Below are 23,792 nucleotides of genomic sequence, written 5' to 3' on the forward strand. Positions count from 1 at the left end.
AATCATCAATCATCGCCTAATCCGTCAGAGTGCACTCCGGTATGACACCGCGCGAACCCGGCGGGACTCGGAGATGCCAGCGCCGGGCTTGTTCCTGCCCGCCTTGTCGGGCCATCCATCCAGGAGACAGTCATGCGAGCCACCATGCTCTACGGCAAGGGCGACGTCCGTTTCGAAGACGTCGCCGAGCCGACCATCCAGAAACCCACCGACGCCGTCATCCGCCTTGCCGCATCCTGCGTCTGCGGGTCCGACCTCTGGCCCTATCGCGGCCTGCAACCGGTCGATCAGCCGCAGGCGATGGGCCACGAGTACTGCGGTGTCGTCGAGGCGGTCGGCGACGACGTGACCTCGGTCAAGCCCGGTGACTTCGTCGTCGGCAGCTTCGTCCTGTCCGACAACACCTGCCCCCACTGCAACCACGGCTTCCAGTCGTCCTGCCAGCAGCGCGAGTTCATGACCGGCGCGCAGGCCCCCATCGCGCGGGTTCCGCTGGCCGACGGCACCCTCGTCGCCCTGCCTGCACAACCCGACGAGGACCTGATCCCCTCGCTCCTCGCGGTGTCCGATGTCTACGGGACAGGCTACTTCGCCGCCGATGCCGCCGGTGTGAAACCTGGCATGACCGTCGCGGTCGTGGGCGACGGCGCCGTCGGCCTGATGGCCGTGCTCTCCGCGAAGCAGATGGGGGCCGACCGCATCATCGCCATGTCGCGCCACAAGTCGCGGCAAGACCTCGCGCTCGAATTCGGCGCGACCGACATCGTGACCGAGCGCGGCGAGGAAGGGATCGCCAAGATCCTTGAGCTGACGGATGGTGTCGGGGCCGATGCGGTGATGGAATGCGTGGGCACCGAAACCTCGATGAAGCAGGCCATGTACGGCGCCCGCCCGGGCGGCTCCATCGGTTTCGTCGGCGTCCCCCACGGCGTCACCTTCGACGGGCAGGAGCTGTTCTTTGCCCAGCGCAAGCTGCTCGGCGGCCCCGCCCCGGTCCGTCGCTTTCTGCCCGATCTGATCGACCAGGTGCTGCGGCGCGAGATCAACCCCGGCAAGGTGTTCGACCTTCACATTCCGCTGGAGGACGTGGCCGAGGGCTATCGGGCCATGGACGAACGCCGGGCCATCAAGACGCTGCTGCGGGTCTGATCTCTGCTGGACGCAAATGCGAAAACGGTCAGGCCCGAACGGGCCTGACCGGCAGGGAGATGGCAAGGTCCACGCCCCGACAGACGGGGCCGGCGGCTGGTCGTGCAGCTACCCCGTGGACCCCGACGCCATTTCCCTTTTCAAGACATCTCCGCGCTCGGCAGGTTCGGTCGACAGAGCCTCCCCGTCCTCCCGGCACCCGTTGAACACTGCGGGGAAGGTCGGAAATCCGAACGAGCCCCGGTCATCCGTCCATCTGGCCACGGCCCCGCGCGCAGCGAGGTGCGGATCTTCCAGCGCCTCCGAACCCTGCCAAACCGGCACCACAGGCGCCCGGCCAGAGGCGAACACCAAGATCCAGTCTTCCCGGTCGCGCGTCGCGAACAGCTCGGCCAGCAGCCGCGCCAGTTCCGGCTTGTCCGCATCCCGGCCCCGCCGGGTTGCATAGGTCTCAGCGCGCAGCGGATGGTCTTCGCCCGTCGCCAGCGAGACGAATTCCGCCCAGAGATGATCCTCCAAGGTCGCAATGGCCACGAACCTTCCGTCCCGGCACGAGTAGAGGGCGCTATCCGCCATCACCTGCGGCTGGCTCGCCGGGGTCGTGTCAGGCTGCCGTTTGGAGAGCGACATCGTCAGGCTGGCGGCGGCGGTGGCATCGAAGATCGAGGTATCCACGATCTGCCCTTCGCCGGTGCGGTCCGCCTCGACAATCGCGGCCAGCGCCGCAAGGCTGGCCGCGTTCACGGTCAGCGCATCGGCAAGACGTATGTTCGGACGGACCACCTGCGGTTCCAGTTGCGAGGGAAGGCCGAAGTATCCCCCGAGCCCCAGCACCGTCAGGTCATGCGCCGGATGATGGCTGTAGGGGCCGGTGGCCCCGTACCCGCTGATCGAGACGATGACGAGGCTTGGCCGGATCGCATGGAGCCAGTCCGCGCCGATCCCCAGCCGCGCCAGAACACCGGGCCGGAAGCTCTCGACCAGCACGTCCGCTCCGGCGACCATTTCCGCCAGCGCGTCCCTGCCCTCCTCGGACTTGAGATCCAGCCGCAGGATCGACTTGCCGCGATTGAGGCTGCGGTACGTATCCGGGAAAAGCCGCTCGGTCGGGTCCCCGGCCGGCGGCTCGATCTTCGTCACCTCTGCCCCGAAGGTGCGCAGCGTGGCGGCAGTTGCCGGGCCGGGGTAGAGAAGCGAGAGGTCGATCACCCGCTTCCCTGCAAGTGGCTTGGGAAAACCAGGCATCAGCCAGCCCGATCCAGCAGCGCCTTGGCGATGGTGTTCTTCTGGATCTCCGAGGTGCCGGTCACGATCCGGAAGGTGCGCAGGTTGCGGAAGATGAACTCGATCGGGCCGCCCTTGAGCAGACCGACACCGCCGTGCACCTGCATTGCGCGGTCGGCGATGCGGAACCCGTTCTCGGCGCAGAACAGCTTGCACATGGAGGCCTCGGCCCGGATATCGTGCCCCGCATCCAGCCGCCGCGCCGCGTCGAACATCATCGCGCGCCCGGCATAGAGGTCGGTCGCCATGTCGGCCAGCATATGCTGGATCGCCTGGAACGTCCCGATCGGGCGGCCGAACTGCTGGCGCGCTCCGGCACGCTCCACCGACAGCGTCAGGGCGAGCCGGGCAAAACCCATCATGGTCGAACAATGCAGCAGCCGGTTGACCGAGATCCGCGCCATGCCAAGGCGAAAGCCGGTGCCCTCCCTGCCGATCAGGTTCTCGGCCGGGACGTGGACGTTTTCAAAGACGAGGTCGGCATGGGCGCCCTTGCCCGACAGCACTTCGTAATCCTTCCGCTTGGAGGCACCCGGCGCGTGCAGGTCAACGAAGAAGGCCGAAATGCCACCCGCTCCCGCCTCGGGATCGGTCACCGCGAGCACGATGGCGATATCGGCAAAGGAGCCGCCGGAGATGAAGCGCTTGACCCCGTTCAATACGTAGCCGTCCGCCGTCTTGTCGGCCCGGGTCTGGATCGCGGCGGCGTCGGAGCCTGCCCCGGCCTCGGTCAGCGCAAAGCAAACGGCAAGGTCGGCGGTCTGGATGGGTTGCAGGAAGGTTTCGACCTGATGCGGGCTGGCCTGCTTGAACAGGTGACCCACGCGCGGCGGCCCCGAGAGATCGCCAAGGACATGCGCCGCGAGAACTGATCCGGTCATCAGCGCGGCCTCGCGGACGGCGCAGATATCGGCCACGGAGAGGCCCTGCCCCCCGAGTTCCGTCGGCAGGAGGTAGGAATAGAAGCCGCGCGCCGCGGACATCTTCCAGACCTCGCGCAGCGTGTCATGCGCGACCGGCGAATCCCAGTCGATCCCGTTCTCCGCCTCGAACGCGGCGATTTCCCCGGTCAGGAAATCGATCAGCGGCTCTGCGGCAGCGCGGGCGGCCTCGCCACCGAGGAAGTCGGACATGGCACGTTCGCGGGCCCGTTGCGGGGAGTTGTCCAGCATCACACTTTCCTCTCTGCGTCGGCCCAGTACGCGTCGCGCACCTTGCGCCGGACGATCTTGCCGTTGGGGTTTCTCGGCAGCTCGCCGGTGAAATCGAAACTGCGGGGGCGTTTGAAGCCGGGCAGGTTCTCCTTGCAGAAGATGTCGAGGATATCCGGCGAGACCTCCGCGCCCTTCCGCGTCACCACAACCGCCTTGACCGCCTCGCCCCATTCGCGGTCGGGCACCCCGACCACGGCAACCTCGAAAACGTCGGGATGGCTGTAGAGCACCTTCTCGACCTCGGACGGGTAGACGTTGAACCCGCCCGAGATGATCATGTCCTTCTTGCGGTCCACGATGAACATGTAGTCCTCGTCGTCGCGCGTCGCGACGTCTCCGGTATGGTAGGCGCCGTCCTTGACGACCTCGGCCGTCAGCTCGGGGGCGTTCCAATAGCCCATCATGACGTCGGGCCCGCGCACGACGATCTCGCCCGCTTCGCCAAGGTCGCATTCGCTGCCGTCCTCGCGCAGGATTCGCACGTCATTGTCGAAATAGCTCCGCCCGCAGCTGGCCAGTCGCGCGCGGTCCCCGGCCAGCGCGTCCACGTGGTCCTGCGCGGTGAGGACGGTGATCGTCGATGTCGTCTCGCCCGCCCCATAGCCTTGGGACAGGATGGGCCCGAAGGCGTCCATCGCCTCTTCCACCACCGAGGGCGCCATCGGGGCGGCCCCGTAGATCACCGAGCTCAGGCTCGACAGGTCGTGCTTTTCGATCAGCCCCGACGCGAGGATGCGCGACACCATGGTCGGAACCATGAAGATCCGGTTGATCCGCTCGCGCTCGATGGTCGTCAGGAATTCCTCGATATCGAAGCGGTCGAAGAGGACGTTGCAGCCCCCCATGTAGAGCGTCGGCAGGATCGACATGCCCGAGGCATGGGTGATCGGGCCGACATGGCCCATGGTCATGCCAAGGCCACCCTCGGGGCCCGGGCGCACCAGTTGCTTGCGCAGCAGGGCGCGGCGGTTGCCATAGCTCTGCATCGCCGCCTTGAGCACGCCGGAGGAACCGGAGGTGTAATGCAGCACCGCAAGGTCGGAGTCGCGGGTTTCGAGGCTGTCGAACCCTGTTCTGCCCAGGTCCAGCAGCTCGGAATAGGTCATGTCCCCGGCATCGCCCGAAATGGCGATGATCTTCTTCAGGCGGGGCATCTGGTCGCGACGTTCGGCAAGGTCGGCCGCGTGCTTCGGGCCCGCGATGATGATCTCCGCCTGGCTGTCGTTCATGACATGCACGCTTTCCTCGGCAGAGATGCGCGCATTGACGGGGACCTTGACCATCGCGCCCTTGTAGCAGGCGATCTCGGTCGCGAGGATCTCGATGCAGTTGGCGGCCTGCATCGCGACATGCGTGCCCGGGGGAAAACCGGCCGCGACAAGGCCGGTCGCAAGGCGATCGGTCTCTGCGTTCAGCCCCTCGTGGGTCAGGCGTCGCCGCTTGTCGACCGCAGCCAGGCCATGCGGCCAGTAGCGCGCAGATCTCTGCACGACACGTCCAAGGTTCATCTGTCTCCTCCCGAGTATTTGCCCGCGAAAGCTAGATCCGGCGCTGGCTATTCTCGAAAAACAGTTTGTGTCTGGCCTCCATACGGTTTTGATATCGCAAGGGGAGGAGGCGCCATGAACTCGCGGCAGCTTCAATATTTCGATGCGGTCCTTCGGGAGGGCGGCTTCTCGGCGGCGTCGCGAAAGCTGAACGTCGCCCAACCGGCGCTGTCCGGCCATATCGCGGCGCTCGAGGCGGAACTGGGCGTGAAGCTCTTCGAGCGGACCAACAAGGGCGTGACACCGACCTCGGCGGGAATCCGGCTCGGCCGCCACGCCGAGGCGATCCTGCGCCAGCTCGAGTCCGCGAGGGCGGACATCAGCGGCGGTGACGACTCGCCAAGCGGCGAAGTCATGGTGGCTCTGCCCCTCACCGCGGCCTACCTGCTGGCCGCGCCGCTCTACGCCCGGGTGACGCGCGAACTGCCGCGCGTCACCCTGCGCATCGTCGAGGGGCTGAGCTTTGAGAGCGGCGACATCATGTCGTCCGGACGCGGCGACCTCGGGCTCGTCCCCAATGCCGCGGACATCCCGAACCTCGAGGCGGTGTCCCTCTTCCACGAGAACCTCTACCTCGTGGGCAAGTGGGATGGCACGTCACCCCGGATCGGCGAGGTGCCCCTGAAACAGCTGCCCGACTACCCGCTGATCCAGACCCACAAGCGGGTCGTGCTGCGCCGCGCGATCGAGGAACTCGCGGCGGCCGAGGGCGTGCGGCTGACCACCAGCCACGAGATCACCGGGCTGCATGTCATGTACTCGATGCTCGAGGCCGGCCTGGGCTATGCCATCATGAACTGGGCCCTGCTGGGGAGCCGATGGAACATGAATGTCCTCGCCGCGTGGAAGATCATCGAACCCGAGGCCCGGCGAACCATCTCGCTGACATGGCCCAAGGATCGTCCGATGACCGATGCCGTGCGCGCGGTGCGGCAGATCCTCGTCGAAGTGCTGCGCGAAGTGGTCCGCGACGGGCGCTGGCCCGCCAGCGAAATCGCGCTCTGGGACAACGATTGGCTATAGCAAACCGGTATGGCCGACATTTCGAACCTGTATTTTGGTATTGTCGACTGCGGGTCCTACGCTTGCCGTCACTTGCAAGGAGGAGGCAAGACATGATCCAAACGAATTTCGCGGGTGCAGTGCGCCGTGTCGCAACCGCGCTGACCCTTGGCCTGCTGGCCACACCTGCATTCGCCGAGTTTCCCGACAAGCCCATCACGGTCCTCGTCGGCTTCGGCGCGGGCGGCGGCACCGACACGCTGGCCCGCCTGATCGCAAAGGAAGCCGAGGCGACCCTCGGGCAACCCATCGTCATCGAGAACATACCCGGCGGCGGCGGTGTCGTCGCCGCGACCAAGCTGATGAGCGCCAAGCCTGACGGCTACACCATCGGCATGGCCGTGACCTCGACCTTCTCCTACGCGCCGCTCGCGTCGGCCACGGTCAAGTACGACGCCGATACCTTCGACTACCTGACCTCCGCCGCCGCGCTTCAGAACGCCGTGGTGGTCGGCAAGGACTCGCCCTTCAACTCCTGGTCCGACGTGGCTGCGGCGGGCAAGGCAGGCGAGAAACTGTCCTTTGGCTCGTCCTCCCCGGCGGTGAACCTCGTCATGACCTACGTGTCCGCGCAGGACGGCTACGACATGAAGATCGTGCCGACCAAAGGCGGCGCCGAGATCATGAAGGACGTCATGGGCGGACACATGGACATGGGCTGGAGCGCGGGTGTCCACCAGCGGTTCGGCGAGGACGTGAAGGTGCTTGTCGCCGCAGGCAAGGACCGGCTGGAAGCCTCGCCCGACGTTCCGACGTTCCACGAACTCGGCTATGACGTCGGCGACGAGACCTACTTCCTGTTCTTCGTTCCGAAGGGCATTCCCGACGACATCTTCCAGGCGCTCTACGACGCCTTCTCGCAAGGTGCGAAGAACGCCGAAGTGGTCACGATGGTCGAAGGGACGATGGGCTTTCCGTCCAGGGTGCTGACCCCGGACGAGTTGAAGCAGAACGTGGCTGAATCGACCGCGATCTACGAGCGCCTGATCGCCGCAGCCGCGGCCAACTGAGCGCTCCGATGACCCTGCGCATCTTCGAAGCACTCGTGGGGGCCGGCCTCAGCCTGCTGGCCCTCGCGATCTGGCTCTGGGGTATCCCGGCCTGGGTAGAACCGAACGACTTTGTCACCGTCGCACCCGACCTGATGCCCCGCGTGGCCGTCGGCGCCATCGGGGTGCTGGGCGCGCTGATGTGCCTGCACCGCCTGTTCCTCGAACCGGACCGGACCACCCCCGCCCCGATCGAACCCGCCACGATCGGGCTGGCCCTGATCGTCCTCGCCCTGTTCGCGGTGTCCGTCACGTTGATGCTGACAGTCGGCTTTCTGGTCGGCGGCGTCTTCATCACCGGCGCCCTGACCGTCTTCATGGGGCAGAGAACGTGGTGGGCGATCCTGCTGACCGCCGTTTGTCCGCCGCTCCTGCTCTGGGGGTTCTTCGAAGTCCTGCTGGGCATTCCGCTGCCCTGATCGGTCCCGCCATGCTTGATACCGTCATCACCGCATTCTCCGACGCACTGACCGTCCAGACGCTTGTCCTGATCGTCGCCGGCGTCTTCATCGGCCAATTCTTCGGCGCGATCCCCGGCCTGTCGGCCCTGACCGCCATCGCGATTGCCGTTCCCCTCACCTACTACTTCACCCCGGTCGGCGCGCTCGCCTTCCTCGTCTCGATCAACAAGGGCGGCACCGTGGGGGGATCGGTCTCGGCCATCCTGATGAACACGCCAGGCACCCCCGAGGCCGCCGCAACCGCCTTTGACGGGCATCCCCTCGCGAAACAGGGCAAGGGACTGAAGGCGCTGAAGATGGCGCTGTTCTCCTCGGTCACCGGCGATACCCTGTCGGACTTCGTGCTCTTCGCGGTCTCGGCACCGCTCGCCCTGATCGCCATCCGGATGGGCCCGACCGAGATGCTGGCCGTCATCGTATTCGCCCTCACCATCATCGCCAGCCTCGTCGGCAAGTCGATGTTCAAGGGCCTGATCGCCGCCTTCCTCGGTCTGCTCCTCGCGACCGTCGGCCTCGACCCCGAGGGCGGCACCAGCCGGTTCATCTTCGGCATGCCCGACCTGATGGACGGCCTTCCCATTTCGGCCGTCGGGATCGGGGTCCTCGCGATGGCAGAGGTCCTGCGACAGCTCATCGTCCTGCGCGGCGCCGCCGGGGACAGCCACCTGCCGCTCAGTTCGGAACGGCCCGAGGACAAGCGGCTCAGCTGGGCCGAGTACCGGGCCTGCCTGCGCACCATCCTGCGCTCGGCCGCCATCGGCACCGGGATCGGCGCGCTGCCCGGCATCGGCTCCAGCGCCGCCGCCTTCATCGGCTACAACGCGGCCATCCGCGCCTCGAAACACCCGGAGACCTTCGGCAAGGGCAACATCGAGGGCGTGGCCGCGACCGAGAGCGCCAACAGCTCGGTGGTCGGTGCCAACTTCATCCCGCTGCTGTCGCTCGGAATCCCCGGCAACGTGGCCGCCGCCCTGATCCTCGGCGCCTTCATCGTCCACGGGATCCAGCCCGGACCGCACCTGATGCAGGAACAGGGCCGGCTGGTCTACGCCATGTTCGCCGCGATGGTGATCGCCAATGGGACCAACCTGCTGCTCGGGTACTTCGGACTGAGGATCTTCGCCCTGGCCGCGCGCGCACCCGCCCTCGTGGTATTTCCGACGATCGGTCTCGTCTGTCTCACCGGCGCCTTCCTGACCTCTGGCACCTTCGGCCTGCCGCTGGTCGTCGGCTTTGCCGTCATCGGCTACCTGATGCGGGCACTCGGGTTTTCCTTCGTGACCTTCATCATCGGCTTCGTCCTCGGCCCGAGCTTCGAGCTCTCCTTCCGCCAGACCGTCATCCTCGCCGACGGCGACCTCGGCTACCTCGTGGACCGGCCGATCGCGATGGTGATCTTCGCCCTCTCCGCCTTCGCGCTCTCCCGCACGATCTGGCGACACGTCTCGACATCCGGCAAACCCGTAACGCCCTGACGCGCCCCGCCAGGGCGACGTGGCGGGCCATGGGGCCCGCCAACCTCTTTCGAGATCACGGCGCCCCGCGGCCGCCCTCTGCGGCCCGGGCAGGGATTGAGAGTCGGGGCGTGGAGGTCATCGGAATCACCGAGTCGGCCCGACAGGCAAGACAGGTCAGCGCGCACCGACCACAGAACATCAGCGCGTTCCGCAATACGGGGTAAGACGCGTTTCCCATGCCCATCGGCTGGTCAAGGCAAGCCCGGAGCCAGCATGCGGCAGCTATCTTTCGGAAAGAGTGGTGAGCCGTGCAGGATTCGAACCTGCGACCCACTGATTAAAAGTCAGTTGCTCTACCAACTGAGCTAACGGCCCACTCTCTGGTCGGATCGGCTTGGCCGGTCCGCGTGCCGCTCTCTAAGCCAATTGGTCCACCGGGATCAACCACTTAAATTGCGGTCAGAAGATGCGTTCGGGGAATCCCCGTCGGCGCTTCCGGCGGCCTACGTAGAAGGGAGCGCAACAAGGGTCAAGCCCCAAAAACCGCTTTTCTTCACATGGACTGGATTCACCGCCCCGGCACGGCTATATGCCCGAGTCATGACGCAGCACCCAGACTCCGGTTTGCCCTTTATGAAGATGCATGGGCTAGGCAACGACTTTGTCGTCGTCGACGCACGTCTGCATGACCGGGCGCCCGGGGCCGAGCTGGTGACGCGAATCGCCGACCGGCACTTCGGCGTCGGTTTCGACCAGCTGGCGGTGATCACGCAGGGCGCGGGCGACGCGCACCTGACCTTCTACAATTCCGACGGTTCGACCTCGGCGGCCTGCGGCAATGCCACCCGCTGCATCGCGCGCTTCCTGATGGACGAGTCGGGCAAGGACGCGCTGGTGCTGACCACCGACCGGGGCGAACTGGCCGCGCGCGATGCGGGCAACGGGCTGACCTCGGTGAACATGGGCCAGCCCCAGCTCACCTGGGACGAGATCCCGCTCTCCGAGGAGATGGACACGCTGGAGCTGCCGATCGAGGGCGCGCCCACGGCAACCGGCATGGGCAACCCGCACTGCACCTTCTTCGTCGCCGATGCCGAGGCGGTGCCGCTCGACACCTTCGGGCCGCGCTACGAACACCATCCGCTCTACCCGCAGCGCACCAACGTACAGGTGGCGCAGGTCGTGGCCCCCGATACCATCCGCATGCGCGTGTGGGAGCGCGGAGCGGGCGTGACATGGGCCTCCGGCTCGTCCTCCTGCGCAGTGGCGGTCGCCGCCGCCAGGCGCGGCCTGACGGGCCGCAAGGTCGAGATCATCGCCGATGGCGGCACCCTGCAGGTCGAGTGGCGCGACGATGGCGTCTGGATGACCGGCCCCACCGCGCATGTCTTCTCGGGGACGCTCACGGCGGATTTCCTCGGATCGCCGCGATGACCCCACCCAAGTTCGCCACGCTGGGCTGCCGTCTCAACGCCTACGAGACGGAGGCCATGAAGGAACTCGCCGCTCAGGCGGGGCTCGACAACGCCGTGGTGGTGAACACCTGCGCCGTGACCTCCGAGGCGGTGCGCAAGGCGCGGCAGGAGATTCGCCGCCTGCGCCGCGAGAACCCCGACGCCCGGCTGATCGTCACCGGCTGCGCCGCCCAGACCGAGCCCGAGACCTTTGCCGCCATGTCCGAGGTGGACGTGGTGCTGGGCAACTCGGAAAAGATGCAGCCCGACAGCTGGCGCAAGATGGTGCCCGACCTGATCGGCGAGACCGAGCGCGTGCAGGTCGACGACATCATGTCGGTGACCGAAACCGCCGGGCACCTGATCGACGGCTTCGGCACTCGCTCGCGCGCCTACGTGCAGGTCCAGAACGGCTGCGATCACCGCTGCACCTTCTGCATCATCCCCTACGGCCGGGGCAATTCGCGGAGCGTGCCCGCCGGCGTGGTGGTGGACCAGATCAAGCGGCTGGTCGACAAGGGCTACAACGAGGTGGTGCTGACCGGGGTCGACCTGACCTCTTGGGGTGCCGACCTGCCGGGCGAGCCGAAGCTCGGCGATCTCGTCATGCGCATTCTGCGTCTGGTGCCCGATCTGCCGCGCCTGCGGATCTCCTCGATCGATTCGATCGAGGTGGACGAGAACCTGATGCGGGCCATCGCGACCGAGCCGCGCCTGATGCCGCACCTGCACCTCAGCCTGCAGCACGGCGACGACATGATTCTCAAGCGGATGAAGCGGCGCCACCTGCGAGACGACGCCATCCGCTTTGCCGACGAGGCGCGCCGCCTGCGCCCCGACATGACCTTCGGGGCCGATATCATTGCGGGCTTCCCGACCGAGACCGAGGCGATGTTCGAGAACTCGCTGCGGCTGGTCGAGGAGTGTCACCTGACCTGGCTGCACGTCTTCCCCTACTCGCCCCGCCCGGGCACGCCCGCCGCGCGGATGCCGCAGGTGAATGGCGTGGCCATCAAGGACCGCGCCGCACGGCTGCGGGCAGCTGGTGACATGCGCGTGCAACGCCACCTCGACGAGCAGGTCGGACGCAGGCACCGGGTGCTGATGGAGAACCCGCACATGGGGCGGACCGAGCAGTTTACCGAGGTCAGTTTTGCCACAGCGCAGACCGAGGGAAGTGTCGTGATTTCCGAAACAATCGGTCACGATAAGCACCAATTGATCGCGATTCCTGCATCATAACTCAATTTCTGGAAGTTTTCCGACTTCCGATTGGAAACTGAGAGGCGACTAATCTAGATTGCCCGTTAGCACTTTTGACAAGGCAGAATCCCTGATGTTCGGGGACACCTAGGCGCAAGTAGTGGGGTAACCATGGCAACTCTGAGTATCGAAGGCGATTTCAACGAATCTCTCGAGACTTACGTCTCGAAATTCCTGACCGGCGAGATCAACATCAACGATAGCAAGACCCGAATCATCGGGAGCGACGGAACGAAATTTTCCTCCGAGTTGCTCGGCACCGGCTTTCAGCATCCGACAGACACGTCGAGCCCTGACTTTGTCGAGGGGACTGTCACAAGCCTTCAGCTCAGAGACTTTAACGCCTCGACGCTCAGTTCGACCTTCCCCTTCATCATTGGAGGGATCACCTGGGATGCGAGCGACCTGTTCACGCTGACCTCGCGGAGCGGGAGCAATGTCGAGGGCGAGTTCGACGTCTCGGCCTTCTCGGCCCTGCTGAACGGCGAGACCTACACGGTCACCGGCTCTGACGAGGACGATTCCATCGCCCCCGGCACCTATCTCTCGTTCTCGGGCAACGACAGCTTCGATATGGACGCGGGCGACGACACCGTGGATGCGGGCGACGGTGACGACACCATCCTCGGCGGCGCGGGCAATGACACCCTCGAAGGCGGCAACGGCGACGACACCATCGAAGGTGGCGACGACGATGACATCCTGCGCGGCGGGGCGGGCAACGACATTCTCCGCGGCGATGCCGGGAACGATACCCTGCAGGGCAACAACGGCAACGACACGCTCGAGGGTGGCGACGGTAACGACACGCTGTCCGGCGGCGGTGGCAACGACACGCTCGACGGCGGCAACGGCACTGACGTGCTCAATGGCAACGCGGGCAACGACACCCTGCGCGGCGGGGCCGGCAATGACGAGCTGTACGGCGATGCGGGCGACGACACCCTCGTGGGCCAGGACGGTGACGACACGCTCTATGGCGGCGACGGCAACGACACGATGTCGGGCGGTGCGGGCAACGACACCCTTGTTGGTGGCGCCGATGACGACATCCTCAAGGGCAACGGCGGCAACGACACCCTGAACGGCGGCACCGGCAACGACGAGCTGTCAGGCGATGCGGGTGACGACATCCTCAATGGCGACGACGGCGACGACACGCTCTATGGCGGCATCGGCCTCGACAGCCTCTTTGGCGGCGCGGGCAACGATACGCTGGACGGGGGCGACGACAACGACACGCTCGAAGGCGGTGACGGCGACGATACCCTCCACGGCGGCGACGGCAACGACGAGCTGTCGGGCGACGCGGGCAGCGATACGCTGTTCGGCGACGCAGGCGACGACACGCTCTCCGGCGGCGCCGGGAACGATACGCTCGACGGCGGCGCAGGCGCGGACACCCTCTATGGCAACTCGGGCAATGACACCCTGAGCGGCGGCGGCGGAAACGACCGGCTGGAAGGCGGCGTCGGCGAAGACATCCTCAACGGCGACGACGGCAACGATGCGCTGTTCGGCGGTTCCGACAACGATACCCTGCGCGGCGGCGCGGGCAATGACCGCCTCATTGGCGGCACCGGCGCCGATCTCCTGCAGGGCGGCGCTGGCGCCGATATCCTGAAAGGCAACGGCGGCAACGACCGGCTGGTCGGCGGGGCCGACGCCGACAGCCTCTACGGCGGTGGCGGCAAGGATACCCTGCTCGGCGGCGCGGGCGAGGACAAGCTCTACGGCAACGCCGGAGACGACGTGCTGAACGGTGGCGCCCGCAACGACCTCCTTGTCGGGGGCACCGGCAACGACGAGTTGATCGGCGGGGGCGGCGCAGACGAGCTGCGCGGCGACGCGGGCAACGACGCGCTGAACGGCGGCAACGGCAACGACACCCTCTACGGTGGCGCCGACGACGACACGCTGGTCGGCGGCCGCGGGGCCGACCACCTCTATGGCCAGGCCGGCAACGACACCCTGAACGGCAACGGTGGGTTCAACACCCTGAACGGTGGCGGTGGCAACGATACCTTCATCTTTGGCGGCGGCGGACGCACCGTCATCGAGGATTTCACCGACAACGAGGACACCATCCGCCTGAACGACAAGCTCTGGACCGGCAACCTCTCGGTGGAGGAGGTGATCGACACCTACGCCACCCTCACCAATGCCGGGGCGGTGTTCCAGTTCGACGACGGCAGTGTGCTGAAGCTGCTGGATGTCACCGATCTCTCGGTTCTGGTCAACGACATCGAGATCTTCTGATCAGACGGGCCGCCACTCGCGCGGCCCTCCGACACCAACGAAAAACCCCCGCAGCCGGGCTGCGGGGGTTTCCTGTTTCAGGGTCCGGCGATGCGGGCTCAGCTGTGCGCCTTGCCCTTGTGCGGCGCCCAGATGCGCTTGTTGGTCAGGTACAGCAGAACCGACAAGACCACGAGGAACAGCACGCCGACAAAACCGACCTGCTTGCGGGCCATCATCTTGGGCTCGGCGGTCCACATCAGGAAGGCCGCAACGTCCTCGGCCTCGTGGTGCAGCTCGTTCGAGTGGCCATCGTCAAACTCGACGTCCTCACCCGACAGCGGCGGGGCCATCTTGATCCAACCGCTCGGGAAGGCGGTGTTCTCGTAGAAGATCGAGCCCGCTTCTTCCTTCTGCTTGCCGGTGTAGCCGGTCAGGATGGAGTAGATGTACTCCGGCCCGCCGATCCCGTTGACGAACTGGCTGATCCCGGTCCCGTAGGGCCCGTGGAACCCGGCGCGGGCCTTGGCCATCAGGCTGAGGTCGGGCGCGCCGACGCCGTTGTTCGCGGGGAACTTGTCCGGCGGGGTCGCCGGGCGGGTGTCGTCCAGTTCGGCGTCGAAGACTTCGAAGTTGGCCGCATAGGCACGGACCTGATCCTCGGGCAGGTGCGGACCGCCCGCGTCGCCCAGGGTCCGGAACGGCACGAACTTGAGCCCGTGGCAGGCCGCGCAGACCTCGGTATAGACCTTCAGGCCGCGCTGCAGCTGGTTCTGGTCATAGGTGCCGAAGGGACCCTCGAAGGAAAAGGCGACATCCTCGATGTGGCCGCTGGAGTGGGAGGCGTTGGCATGTTCGCCTTCGCCACCTTCCGCTTCCTCGGCGGCAAAGGCCGCCACCGGGCCAAGGGCCAGGGCAAGGATGCTGCTGAGTGCAAGTGTCTTGAACATCTGTTGCTGTCCCTTCTTCATTCCGCCGGCGTCGCGTCGGATTTGCCGTAGTGCGCCTCGAAGTCTTCCTCGATGGTCGCCGGCGGCGTGTCGGGCTTCTCGATCACGCCCAGCAGCGGCAGGATCACCAGGAAGTAGGCGAACCAGTAGGCCGAGGCGATCAGCGAGTAGCTGGCATAGGGTTCTTCGGCAGGCATCGCGCCCAGCCACATCAGGACCATGAAGTCGACGACCAGCAGGGCGAACCACCACTTGAACATCGGCCGGTAGCGGCCCGAGCGGACGCTGGAGGTATCGAGCCACGGCACCAGCGCCATGACCGCGATCGCCCCGAACATCGCCAGCACGCCGAAGAACTTGGCGTCGATGATGCCGCCGGTCAGGAAGGATGCGATCTGCACCACCCAGACTTCGGACGTGAAGGCACGCAGGATCGCGTAGAACGGCAGGAAGTACCATTCCGGCACGATGTGCGCGGGTGTCGCAAGCGGGTTGGCTTCGATGTAGTTGTCGGGGTGGCCCAGGTAGTTCGGCATGAAGCCGACGATGGCCCAGAACACCACCATCACCACGGCCAGCGCGAACAGGTCCTTGATCACGAAGTAGGGCCAGAACGGCAGCGTGTCCTTCTCGGCCTCGGCCTTGGAGGTCCGGCGCACTTCAACACCCGTGGGGTTGTTGTTGCCGGTGGTGTGGAAGGCCCAGATGTGCACGATGACCAGCCCGGCGATGACGAAGGGCAGGAGGTAGTGCAGCGAGAAGAAGCGGTTCAGCGTGTAGTTGTCCACGGCGGGCCCGCCCAGCAGCCAGGTCTGGATCGACTCGCCGATGAAGGGGATCGCGCCGAACAGGCCGGTGATAACGGTGGCGCCCCAGAACGACATCTGGCCCCAGGGCAGAACGTAGCCCATGAAACCCGTGCCCATCATCAGGACGAAGATCAGGATGCCTATGATCCAGGTGATCTCGCGCGGTTCCTTGTAGGATCCGTAGTAGAGACCCCGGAAGATGTGCGCATAGACCGCCACGAAGAACAGCGAAGCGCCGTTGGCGTGCAGGTAACGCAGCATGAAGCCGCCGTTCACGTCGCGCATGATGTGCTCGACCGAGGCGAAGGCCAGGTCGGCGTGGGGCGTGTAGTGCATCACCAGCACGATGCCGGTAACGATCTGCAGCGCCAGACAGAAGGTGAGGACGATGCCCCAGATCCACATCCAGTTCAGGTTCTTGGGCGTGGGGATCATGATGGTGTCATACAGCAACCCGACCACCGGCAGGCGGTTGTTCACCCACTTTTCGATGCCAGTCTTGGGTTCGTAATGATCGTGCGGAATGCCGGCCATTCGTACCTTCCTCCCTTAGCCCAGTTTGATCGTCGTATCGTCGACGAACTCGACGACCGGAATCGGCAGATTGCGCGGAGCGGGCCCTTTGCGGATGCGGCCTGCGGTGTCGTAGTGCGACCCGTGGCAGGGGCAGAACCAGCCGTCGAAGTCTCCGGCGCCATCGCCGAGCGGCACACAGCCGAGGTGGGTGCAGACGCCCATCATCACCAGCCACTCGCCAGCCTCGTCCAGCGTCCGGTTCTCGTCGGTCGCGGGGGCATTGGCGGGCAGGTTGCTGTTCTCGGCATTCTGGTCGACGAGGTCACTGAGTTCGACCGCGCGGCCTTCCTCGATTTCCTGTTCGGTCCGGCGGCGGATGAACACCGGCTTGCCGAGGAACTTAACCGTGATTTGCGTTCCGGTTTCGACACCGCTTACATCGACGCGGATCGACGAAAGCGCCTGAACGTCGGCCGACGGGTTCATCTGGTTCACAAGCGGCCAGATGGCAGCCCCGGCGGTCACGGCTCCGGCGCCAGCAGTGGCGAAGTAGAGGAAGTCTCTCCGGGTGCCTTCGTGGTCTTCTGCGTGGGACACGAGGTTTACTCCAATTCCTGCGCCCGTCCTCGGGCTAACGTCGAAAAAGCCATAAAAATACAGCCTCCCCATCACGGTATCTACCTGCGCACGGTTCACACGTCTAGCTGTCAAAGGTGTGCATGAGGTCGCAGGGTATTGTCATCGTGACGCAGGCTGCACATATCCGAAAGAGGATCCGCCGCGCCTGCGTTCTGCATCAGCCCTCGCGCGGGGCGGTCTCGGCAAGGCTCGGACGCGATTCGAAGCTTTCCAGCCACCGCGCCAGCGCATCGTTGCCCTTGCGCCAGCCCCGGGCATCGTGCCGGAAATCCACGTAGCCGAGCGCACAGGCAACCGCGATCTGACCCGCGTCCAGCGGCCCCGCAAGGTGGCTCATCCAGCGCGATTCAAGCGCGGCGCAGGCGCTACTGACCTTGGCCCACTGCGCCTCGGCCCAGTCGTCCCAGCGCGCGCCCTCGGGGCGCAGGCGCCCTTCGTAGGTCAGCAGCAAGGCGGCATCGAGAATCCCGTCGCCCAGCGCCTCCAGCGTGCGGATGTCCCAGTGGCGCGAGCCGGTGCCATAGAGCGACGCCCCGGCCCTCTCGTTCAGGTAGGCGCAGATCACCCGGCTGTCGAACAGGGTCGGCCCGTCGGGCCGTTCCAGCGCGGGCACCTTCAGCAGCGGGTTCTTTCCCGACAGCACGGCCGCGGGCGCGACCGGCGAGGTGACGGCGGTCACCAGTTCGACATCGTCGATCTGCCCGGTCTCGTGCAGCACCACCATGACCTTGCGCACATATGGCGATGTCGGACTGTAATAGAGTCTCATCAATGCCCCTCCCTAGGGTCTCCCGCGCGACACCCTAGGAGGCACGGCCGCGCGTGTCTACGCGCCGCGCATCAGCGCGGCGAGCTGTCTCACTTCTGCACCGAAACCGTGCTCGGCCATCGCCTCGGCGGCGCCCAGACGGGCGGACTCCACCTTGTTCTGAGTCAGCTTCCACGTCCCGTCGATGCTCTCGATCCGCATCCGGCAGGGCACGATCATGCGCAGCAGCTTGGCCAGCGCTTCCTCGTTCACCTTGTCGATCAACCACGGCGTCTTGGGCAGCAAGCGCCCTTCGTAGACAGCGGACTGCCGCACCAGAAGGTCCCGCATCTCCTCGGCCGGGCGCAACTCCAGCTCGCCCCGCAGGTGGACGGCGACGTAGTTCCACGTCGGCACCTGGTCATCCAGCCCGTACCAGTCGGGCGACACGTAGCTGTCTGCCCCGGTGACGGCGAGAATGGCGCGCTGGGGCGCGCCCAGCGCCCGCGCGATCGGGTTGGAACGCACGAGGTGCATTTCGGCCCATGCGCCATCTTCCGACAGGATGAAGGGCACGTGGCTGACCAGCGGCCCCTCCGGACCGTTCACGCTGAGCACGCCAAAAGCGCGGTCGCGCGCGAAGGCAAGGTTCTGGCTGTCGTCGGCGGTATGGTAAACCGGGTTCGGGTGCATCCTGCGTTCTCCTTCATCTCCTCTCTTGCCCTTGCCCGCGCGACTTGGCAATCTCCGCCCGTTCTCAGGGCGGGGTGAAATTCCCCACCGGCGGTATGTGGGGCGCACCCCGCGAGCCCGCGAGCGCCCCGGCCCGTGCCGGGGGTCAGCAGATCCGGTGAGAGGCCGGAGCCGACGGTTACAGTCCGGATGAAAGAGGACGAGCATGTGTTGCCGCGCCAGCGGTGCGCCTGCCCGTGATCGCCTTGGGTGACGTGTCGAACCTGAAGGAGATCAAGATGACACACACCCGTTTCGCATTCGTAAAGGCCAACTGGCACTCCGATATCGTCGACCGCGCGCTCGACGGTTTTCTCGAACTGATCCCGGCCGCGCAGGTCGATGTCTATGACGTCCCCGGCGCCTTCGAGCTGCCGTTGCTGGCCAAGGACCTCGCCGGAACCGGCCGTTACGCCGCCGTCGCCTGCGCCGCCTTCGTCGTCGACGGCGGCATCTACCGGCACGATTTCGTCGCGCAGGCCGTGGTCGATGGCCTCATGCGCGCCGGCCTCGACACCGGTGTTCCGGTTCTCTCGGTCTCGCTGACGCCGCACCATTATCAGGAAACCGACCACCACAACGCGATCTACCGCGCGCATTTCGTCGAAAAGGGCCGCGAGGCCGCCCGCGCCGCGCTGGCCGTCTGCCGGACCCGCGCGGCGGTGGCCGCCTGACCTCAGCCGAGGTAATCGCGCAGGGCGGCGGGGGGATTGTCGAGCAGTTCCCCCGTCGGCTCGGGCGGATGCGCCCGCCCCTCCGCCACCAGGATCACCTCGTCCGCGATGCGCCGCGCGTCGTCCGGGTCGTGGCTGACCATCAGCAGGGTTGCGCCCGTCTCGTCCGTGAGCGCCCGCACCAGTTCCAGCATCTCGCGCTTCAGCGCCGGGCCCAGCGCGGCAAAGGGCTCGTCCAGCAACAGCAACGGACGGTTCTGCACCAGCACGCGGGCCAGCGCCGCCCGGCTCTGCTGCCCGCCCGAGAGCGCGGCAGGCTTGCGGTTGCCCATGCCCTCCAGCCCCACGCGGGACAGGGCCTCCTCCACCCGCGCCCGCTGCCCCGCGTCCAGCCGCAGGTTCGGGTCGACCCCAAGGCCGACATTCTGCGCGACGCTCAGGTGCGGGAACAGGTTGCCGTCCTGAAACAGCATGGCCACCGGCCGCTTGCCCGGCGCCATCGCCCCAATGTCGCGCCCCTGCCATTTGATCCGCCCGGCGGTCACCGAGTAGAAGCCCGCAATCGCCCCGATCAGGGTCGACTTGCCCGCCCCCGACGGACCGATCACCGCGACGCGCGCCCCGGACTCGACGGCAAGGTCCGCCAGCACTTCGAACCCGCCATTGTCGATGCGCACCGCGTCAAGCTTCAGCATGCCAGCGTCCTCCACGGTCAAGACTCCAGAACAGGGCCACCGACAGGATCAGCAGCAACAGCGCCGCGCCCGCCGCCGCCTCCATCTGGTAGGCCCCCATAAGCCGGTAAATCTGCAGCGGCAGGGTCGCCCGGTTCGGGTCGGCGAACAGCGCGATCACACCGAGATCCCCCATCGACAGGGCCGCCGCAAGCCCGGCGGCAAAGCCGATCTGCGGGCGCAGGCGGGGCAGCAGCACCCGGCGCACGAATGGCCAACCCCGCATGTCGAGGCTCAGCGCCAGCCGCCCCTGCACCACGACGATCTCGCGCGCGGCGGGCACGAGGATGCGCAGCGCGAAAGGGAGCGCCATCGCGGCATTCACCAGCGCGGTCACCGGCAGGGCAAGCGCGAAGGGGTCGGCGACGGGATTCACGATCAGGAACAGCCCGGTCCCGATGACCAGCGGCGACACCGCGAGCCCCAGCAGACCGGCCAGCTCCACCGGCCCTGCCCGGCCCGTGGCGATAGAGGCCGCCATCGGAACCGCGAGGGCAAGCAGAACGCAGGTGCTGCCCAGCGCGACAAGGATCGAATAGCCCGCCGCGCGAAACACGCTCCACGGCAGCACCGAGAGGCCCGGCACCCCGTCCAGCACGATCGCCAGCAGCGGCAGCAACAGGAACAGCGCCGCGAGGACGATTAGCGCGCCATCCTGCACCCGCAGCAGGGTCGAGGACGCATCCCACCGCTGCACCGGCCGGTCGAGCCCTGCCCCGAAGCCCTCGGCCCCCGAGGTCTTCAGCGCCAGAAGGGCGGCGGCGAAAGTCAGGACCAGCTGCGCCAGCGACAGCAGCGCCGCCCGCCCGAGATCAAAGTCGAACCGGAACGCCTGATAGATGGCGAGCTCGATGGTCGTTGCCTTCGGCCCGCCGCCAAGGGTCAGCGCCACGGCAAAACTCGTCAGGCAGACGGCAAAGATCACGGCCAGCGCCCCCGGCGCCACCCGTCGCAGCATCGGCAGCTCCAGCAGCCGCCAGATCGCCCCGGAACCCGCGCCAAGCTGCGCGGCAAGGCGAAAGCGCTCGGCCGGGATTTCCTGCCATCCCTGCAGGATCAGCCGCGTCGCCAGCGGCAGGTTGAAGAACACATGGGCCAGCACGACTCCGTGCAGCCCGTAGATCGGGACCGGGCCGAAACCCGCCCAGCCCAGCGCGGCGCTGATCCAGCCACCCCGCCCGAACACCGCAAGCAGGCCCAGAACCGCGACGATGACCGGCAGGATAAAGGGCGCGCCCAGCAGGGTGATCAGCAAAGACCGCCCCGCAAAGCGCCGCCGCGCAAGGGCGCGGGCCACGGGAATCGCGATGGCCACGCTGATGGCGGCCGAAAGCGCGGCCTGACTCACCGTGAAGCGGATCGCGGACCAGTCCGCCCGGCCCAGCCCGCGCCCGGTTTCGGCATTCAGCGCAACGGCCAGCAGCGCGCCGCAGATCAGCACGGCCATGAAACAGGCCGCGCCGACCCCCGGCCACGCCGAGACCGGAGCCGCTCTTACTGGCTCAGCGCGTCGAGCCATTCACTCAGTGCGGCATCCCGCAGGGCGGGCACCTCTGCAGAGGGGACCAGCAGGGACTTGTGGGGCTCGATCAGGTCCTCGAACCCGGCAGGCAGCCCCTCGGCCGGGGTCACCGCCGGATACATCCAGTTGGTGGTGGGAATGACCGACTGGAAGGCATCGGAGACCATGAACTGCAGGAACTTGTCCGCCAGCTCGGGCTGATCGCTGCCAGCCAGCTTGGCGGCGACTTCCACCTGCATGTAATGCCCCTCGTCAAAGGCCGCGGCCTCCTTGGACCGGTCGTCCTCGGCGATGATGTGGTAGGCGGGCGAGGTCGTGTAGCTCAGCACCATGTCCGCCTCGCCGTCGAGGAACAGGCCATAGGCCTCGGACCAGCCCTTGGTCACGGTCACGATGTTGTCGGCAAGGTCGGTCCAGATCTGCTTGGCGTCGTCGCCGTAGGCATCCTTGACCCAGAGCAGCAGGCCGAGGCCCGGGGTGGACGACCGCGGATCCTGGATGACGATCTTCAGATCGCTGCGCGCGAGTTCGAGGAAGTCCTGCGGCACATCCTGCAGCTTGGTGTCGTAGACAAAGGCGAAGTAACCCCAGTCGTAGGGCACGAAGGTATCGTCGTCCCAGGCCACCGGGAGGCTGTACTCGGTATCGACCCCGCTCGGCGCGAAGAGGCCGGTCTCGCGGGCCGCCTCGGTCAGGTTGGTGTCGAGGCCCAGCACCACGTCCGCATCGGTGCGCTGGCCTTCCAGCTTGAGCCGCGCCAGCAGCGCCGCCCCGTCGCCCGCACCCACGAAGACAAGGTCGCATCCGCATTCGGCTTCAAAGGCCTTTTCGATGGCCGGGCCGGGGCCCCATTCGGAAATGAAACTGTCGTAGGTATAGACCGTGAGTGTCGGCGTCTCGGCCATCGCGGCCGAAGCGCAGAGCAGTCCCGCGGCAAAAGTCAGATACTTCATGGCATCCTCCGATTTGCGGCGACAAGGCAAGGTGGAGTGATGTCCATAACCTTCCCTCCGCCAGTGCTAACTGGTTCAGGTTCGACGGGTCTGCACAAACATGCATCTCAGCCCTAGGGCACCCCGAGGTAGAGGCGACCCTATGCGCAGCCCCGCACCGCCGCAAGGCGAAACCGCTTGAGGCAGGTGCCCCGCGCCGCTAAGCAGCGCAGGTAAAGGAGCCTGCCCCATGTCGACCAACAGTTTCGGCCACCTGTTCCGCGTCACCACCTGGGGCGAAAGCCACGGCCCGGCGCTTGGCGCCACGGTGGACGGCTGCCCACCGGGCGTGGCCATCGACGAGGCGATGATCCAGCACTGGCTGGACCGGCGCAAGCCGGGGCAGTCCAAGTACACCACCCAGCGGCGCGAGGCCGACGAGGTCCGCATCCTCTCGGGCGTGTTCGAGGGCCAGACCACCGGAACGCCGGTGCAGCTGATGATCGAGAACACCGACCAGCGGTCCAAGGACTACTCCGAGATCATGGACAAGTTCCGCCCCGGGCATGCGGACATCACCTATTGGCAAAAGTACGGCATCCGAGACTATCGCGGTGGCGGGCGTTCCTCGGCACGCGAGACTGCCGCGCGGGTGGCCGCGGGCGGGCTGGCGCGCGAGGCGATCAAGCTGCTGGCGCCGGGCGTGAAGATCACCGGCTACATGACACAGATCGGCGCGCATCGCATCGACCGCGACCGCTTTGACTGGGCCGAGATCGAGAACAACCCGTTCTGGGCGCCCGACGCACAGGCTGCCGCCGACTGGGCCGAGTACCTCGACGGTCTGCGCAAGTCCGGCAACTCGGTCGGCGCCGTGGTCGAGGTCGTCGCCTCGGGCGTGCCCGCGGGCCTCGGCGCGCCGGTCTATGCCAAGCTCGACACCGACCTCGCCGCGGCGATGATGTCGATCAACGCGGTAAAGGGCGTCGAGATCGGCGAGGGCATGGCCGCCGCCGAGCTGACGGGCGAAGAGAACGCCGACGAAATCTTCCTCGGCAACGACGGCAAGCCGGTTTACTCCTCGAACCACGCGGGCGGCATCCTCGGCGGCATCTCGACCGGGCAGGACATCGTCGTGCGCTTCGCGGTCAAGCCCACCTCGTCGATCCTCAAGCCGCGCCAGACCATCACCAAGACGGGTCAGGCGGCCGAGATCATCACCAAGGGCCGCCACGACCCCTGCGTCGGGATCCGCGCGGTGCCGGTGGGCGAGGCGATGATGGCCTGCGTGATCCTCGACCACCTGATGCTGCATCGCGGGCAAGTCGGCGAGAACCGGGGCAAGATCGGATAATCCC

At 66.6% G+C, this 23,792-nt stretch carries 21 protein-coding genes, 1 tRNA gene and 2 riboswitches; of the genes, 10 read left to right on the forward strand and 12 right to left on the reverse strand.

The features are described 5' to 3' along the window. Positions 1–132 precede the first annotated feature (132 nt). Positions 133–1,149, forward strand: coding sequence for a zinc-dependent alcohol dehydrogenase family protein (locus DDT93_RS07585; protein WP_109465205.1), 1,017 nt, complete (start codon positions 133–135; stop codon positions 1,147–1,149). A 108-nt stretch (positions 1,150–1,257) separates the two neighbouring features. Here DDT93_RS07585 and DDT93_RS07590 read toward each other — a convergent pair whose 3' ends face one another. Genes DDT93_RS07590 through DDT93_RS07600 form a run of 3 tightly spaced genes read right to left on the reverse strand, consistent with a single transcriptional unit; the run spans position 1,258 to position 5,155 of the window. Beyond that, the gene (locus tag DDT93_RS07590; RefSeq protein WP_109465206.1) at positions 1,258–2,394 is read right to left on the reverse strand and encodes a CaiB/BaiF CoA transferase family protein; all 1,137 of its coding nucleotides are present in this window, start codon (positions 2,392–2,394) and stop codon (positions 1,258–1,260) included. Continuing rightward, positions 2,394–3,605, reverse strand: a complete 1,212-nt coding sequence (locus tag DDT93_RS07595; protein WP_198654803.1) for an acyl-CoA dehydrogenase family protein — start codon at positions 3,603–3,605, stop codon at positions 2,394–2,396. Before DDT93_RS07595 ends, DDT93_RS07590 begins: the two co-directional genes overlap by 1 nt. Beyond that, positions 3,605–5,155, reverse strand: coding sequence for an AMP-binding protein (locus DDT93_RS07600; RefSeq protein WP_109465207.1), 1,551 nt, complete (start codon positions 5,153–5,155; stop codon positions 3,605–3,607). Before DDT93_RS07600 ends, DDT93_RS07595 begins: the two co-directional genes overlap by 1 nt. 114 nt (positions 5,156–5,269) lie before the next feature. Between DDT93_RS07600 and DDT93_RS26450 the strand changes: the two genes are divergently transcribed. The 4 genes from DDT93_RS26450 to DDT93_RS07625 all read left to right on the forward strand — a co-directional run bounded on the left by DDT93_RS26450 (position 5,270) and on the right by DDT93_RS07625 (position 9,241). Next, positions 5,270–6,217, forward strand: a complete 948-nt coding sequence (locus DDT93_RS26450; RefSeq protein WP_198654804.1) for a LysR family transcriptional regulator — start codon at positions 5,270–5,272, stop codon at positions 6,215–6,217. Positions 6,218–6,309: 92 nt separating this feature from the next. Continuing rightward, on the forward strand, positions 6,310–7,266 hold the full coding sequence (locus tag DDT93_RS07615) for a Bug family tripartite tricarboxylate transporter substrate binding protein (protein ID WP_157960123.1): 957 nt from the start codon (positions 6,310–6,312) through the stop codon (positions 7,264–7,266). An 8-nt stretch (positions 7,267–7,274) separates the two neighbouring features. After that, positions 7,275–7,724, forward strand: coding sequence for a tripartite tricarboxylate transporter TctB family protein (locus DDT93_RS07620; protein ID WP_109465209.1), 450 nt, complete (start codon positions 7,275–7,277; stop codon positions 7,722–7,724). An 11-nt stretch (positions 7,725–7,735) separates the two neighbouring features. After that, positions 7,736–9,241, forward strand: coding sequence for a tripartite tricarboxylate transporter permease (locus DDT93_RS07625; RefSeq protein WP_232825394.1), 1,506 nt, complete (start codon positions 7,736–7,738; stop codon positions 9,239–9,241). Positions 9,242–9,522: 281 nt separating this feature from the next. On the opposite strand, the gene DDT93_RS07630 is transcribed toward DDT93_RS07625, so the two are convergent. Then, positions 9,523–9,598, reverse strand: a tRNA-Lys gene (locus tag DDT93_RS07630). Positions 9,599–9,823: 225 nt separating this feature from the next. On the opposite strand from DDT93_RS07630, the gene dapF reads away from it, so the two are divergent. From dapF to DDT93_RS27045, 3 genes are all read left to right on the forward strand, one after another. Further along, on the forward strand, positions 9,824–10,657 hold the full coding sequence (gene dapF, locus DDT93_RS07635; protein WP_109465210.1) for a diaminopimelate epimerase: 834 nt from the start codon (positions 9,824–9,826) through the stop codon (positions 10,655–10,657). Next, positions 10,654–11,919 carry a tRNA (N(6)-L-threonylcarbamoyladenosine(37)-C(2))-methylthiotransferase MtaB gene (mtaB, locus tag DDT93_RS07640; RefSeq protein WP_109465211.1) on the forward strand — a complete coding sequence of 422 codons (1,266 nt, stop codon included), beginning with the start codon at positions 10,654–10,656 and terminating at the stop codon, positions 11,917–11,919. The genes dapF and mtaB overlap by 4 nt, the downstream gene beginning before the upstream one ends. Before the next feature lie 132 nt (positions 11,920–12,051). After that, on the forward strand, positions 12,052–14,199 hold the full coding sequence (locus tag DDT93_RS27045) for a calcium-binding protein (protein ID WP_109465212.1): 2,148 nt from the start codon (positions 12,052–12,054) through the stop codon (positions 14,197–14,199). Between the two features lie 98 nt (positions 14,200–14,297). Here the strand turns inward: DDT93_RS27045 and DDT93_RS07650 are convergent, their stop codons facing one another. The 5 genes from DDT93_RS07650 to DDT93_RS07670 all read right to left on the reverse strand — a co-directional run bounded on the left by DDT93_RS07650 (position 14,298) and on the right by DDT93_RS07670 (position 18,533). Then, positions 14,298–15,128 (reverse strand): cytochrome c1, encoded by an 831-nt coding sequence (locus tag DDT93_RS07650; protein ID WP_109465213.1) that lies wholly within the window; start codon positions 15,126–15,128, stop codon positions 14,298–14,300. A gap of 17 nt (positions 15,129–15,145) precedes the next feature. Further along, positions 15,146–16,471: a cytochrome b gene (gene petB / locus DDT93_RS07655; protein ID WP_109465214.1), complete on the reverse strand. Its 1,326-nt coding sequence runs from the start codon at positions 16,469–16,471 to the stop codon at positions 15,146–15,148. Between the two features lie 15 nt (positions 16,472–16,486). Continuing rightward, positions 16,487–17,050 carry a ubiquinol-cytochrome c reductase iron-sulfur subunit gene (gene petA, locus DDT93_RS07660; RefSeq protein WP_109465215.1) on the reverse strand — a complete coding sequence of 188 codons (564 nt, stop codon included), beginning with the start codon at positions 17,048–17,050 and terminating at the stop codon, positions 16,487–16,489. Between the two features lie 199 nt (positions 17,051–17,249). After that, a complete protein-coding gene (locus tag DDT93_RS07665) occupies positions 17,250–17,861 on the reverse strand; it encodes a glutathione S-transferase (RefSeq protein WP_109465216.1) in 612 nt (203 codons plus the stop codon). 57 nt (positions 17,862–17,918) lie between these two features. Next, on the reverse strand, positions 17,919–18,533 hold the full coding sequence (locus DDT93_RS07670) for an FMN-binding negative transcriptional regulator (protein ID WP_109465217.1): 615 nt from the start codon (positions 18,531–18,533) through the stop codon (positions 17,919–17,921). Between the two features lie 56 nt (positions 18,534–18,589). Further along, positions 18,590–18,738, forward strand: a riboswitch (FMN riboswitch). Between the two features lie 73 nt (positions 18,739–18,811). Between DDT93_RS07670 and DDT93_RS07675 the strand changes: the two genes are divergently transcribed. Next, the gene (locus DDT93_RS07675) at positions 18,812–19,246 is read left to right on the forward strand and encodes a 6,7-dimethyl-8-ribityllumazine synthase (RefSeq protein WP_109465780.1); all 435 of its coding nucleotides are present in this window, start codon (positions 18,812–18,814) and stop codon (positions 19,244–19,246) included. Between the two features lie 2 nt (positions 19,247–19,248). Here DDT93_RS07675 and DDT93_RS07680 read toward each other — a convergent pair whose 3' ends face one another. The 3 genes from DDT93_RS07680 to thiB are packed head-to-tail and all read right to left on the reverse strand — an operon-like array spanning position 19,249 to position 22,455. After that, positions 19,249–19,941 (reverse strand): thiamine ABC transporter ATP-binding protein, encoded by a 693-nt coding sequence (locus DDT93_RS07680; RefSeq protein WP_109465218.1) that lies wholly within the window; start codon positions 19,939–19,941, stop codon positions 19,249–19,251. Beyond that, entirely contained in the window at positions 19,928–21,499 is a 1,572-nt protein-coding gene (locus tag DDT93_RS07685) for a thiamine/thiamine pyrophosphate ABC transporter permease ThiP (RefSeq protein ID WP_109465219.1), read from the reverse strand. Before DDT93_RS07685 ends, DDT93_RS07680 begins: the two co-directional genes overlap by 14 nt. Continuing rightward, entirely contained in the window at positions 21,475–22,455 is a 981-nt protein-coding gene (gene thiB / locus DDT93_RS07690) for a thiamine ABC transporter substrate binding subunit (RefSeq protein ID WP_109465220.1), read from the reverse strand. Before thiB ends, DDT93_RS07685 begins: the two co-directional genes overlap by 25 nt. Before the next feature lie 35 nt (positions 22,456–22,490). Continuing rightward, positions 22,491–22,591, reverse strand: a riboswitch (TPP riboswitch). Positions 22,592–22,684: 93 nt separating this feature from the next. Between thiB and aroC the strand changes: the two genes are divergently transcribed. After that, positions 22,685–23,788 carry a chorismate synthase gene (aroC, locus tag DDT93_RS07695; protein ID WP_109465221.1) on the forward strand — a complete coding sequence of 368 codons (1,104 nt, stop codon included), beginning with the start codon at positions 22,685–22,687 and terminating at the stop codon, positions 23,786–23,788. Positions 23,789–23,792: the final 4 nt, after the last annotated feature.

The organism is Albibacillus kandeliae, from assembly GCF_003116585.1.
GTDB lineage: Bacteria > Pseudomonadota > Alphaproteobacteria > Rhodobacterales > Rhodobacteraceae > Albibacillus > Albibacillus kandeliae.

Coding starts and splice junctions, on each gene's coding strand:
- DDT93_RS07595 (WP_198654803.1), bottom strand. CDS start 3,605: ATGCTGGACAACTCCCCGCAACGGGCCCGCGAACGTGCCATGTCCGAC.
- DDT93_RS07650 (WP_109465213.1), bottom strand. CDS start 15,128: ATGTTCAAGACACTTGCACTCAGCAGCATCCTTGCCCTGGCCCTTGGC.
- DDT93_RS07670 (WP_109465217.1), bottom strand. CDS start 18,533: ATGCACCCGAACCCGGTTTACCATACCGCCGACGACAGCCAGAACCTT.
- DDT93_RS07620 (WP_109465209.1), top strand. CDS start 7,275: ATGACCCTGCGCATCTTCGAAGCACTCGTGGGGGCCGGCCTCAGCCTG.
- DDT93_RS07665 (WP_109465216.1), bottom strand. CDS start 17,861: ATGAGACTCTATTACAGTCCGACATCGCCATATGTGCGCAAGGTCATG.
- DDT93_RS07590 (WP_109465206.1), bottom strand. CDS start 2,394: ATGCCTGGTTTTCCCAAGCCACTTGCAGGGAAGCGGGTGATCGACCTC.
- DDT93_RS27045 (WP_109465212.1), top strand. CDS start 12,052: ATGGCAACTCTGAGTATCGAAGGCGATTTCAACGAATCTCTCGAGACT.
- DDT93_RS07685 (WP_109465219.1), bottom strand. CDS start 21,499: ATGGCTCGACGCGCTGAGCCAGTAAGAGCGGCTCCGGTCTCGGCGTGG.
- DDT93_RS07600 (WP_109465207.1), bottom strand. CDS start 5,155: ATGAACCTTGGACGTGTCGTGCAGAGATCTGCGCGCTACTGGCCGCAT.
- DDT93_RS07615 (WP_157960123.1), top strand. CDS start 6,310: ATGATCCAAACGAATTTCGCGGGTGCAGTGCGCCGTGTCGCAACCGCG.
- DDT93_RS26450 (WP_198654804.1), top strand. CDS start 5,270: ATGAACTCGCGGCAGCTTCAATATTTCGATGCGGTCCTTCGGGAGGGC.
- aroC (WP_109465221.1), top strand. CDS start 22,685: ATGTCGACCAACAGTTTCGGCCACCTGTTCCGCGTCACCACCTGGGGC.
- DDT93_RS07680 (WP_109465218.1), bottom strand. CDS start 19,941: ATGCTGAAGCTTGACGCGGTGCGCATCGACAATGGCGGGTTCGAAGTG.
- DDT93_RS07625 (WP_232825394.1), top strand. CDS start 7,736: ATGCTTGATACCGTCATCACCGCATTCTCCGACGCACTGACCGTCCAG.
- thiB (WP_109465220.1), bottom strand. CDS start 22,455: ATGAAGTATCTGACTTTTGCCGCGGGACTGCTCTGCGCTTCGGCCGCG.
- mtaB (WP_109465211.1), top strand. CDS start 10,654: ATGACCCCACCCAAGTTCGCCACGCTGGGCTGCCGTCTCAACGCCTAC.
- dapF (WP_109465210.1), top strand. CDS start 9,824: ATGACGCAGCACCCAGACTCCGGTTTGCCCTTTATGAAGATGCATGGG.
- DDT93_RS07675 (WP_109465780.1), top strand. CDS start 18,812: ATGACACACACCCGTTTCGCATTCGTAAAGGCCAACTGGCACTCCGAT.
- DDT93_RS07585 (WP_109465205.1), top strand. CDS start 133: ATGCGAGCCACCATGCTCTACGGCAAGGGCGACGTCCGTTTCGAAGAC.
- petB (WP_109465214.1), bottom strand. CDS start 16,471: ATGGCCGGCATTCCGCACGATCATTACGAACCCAAGACTGGCATCGAA.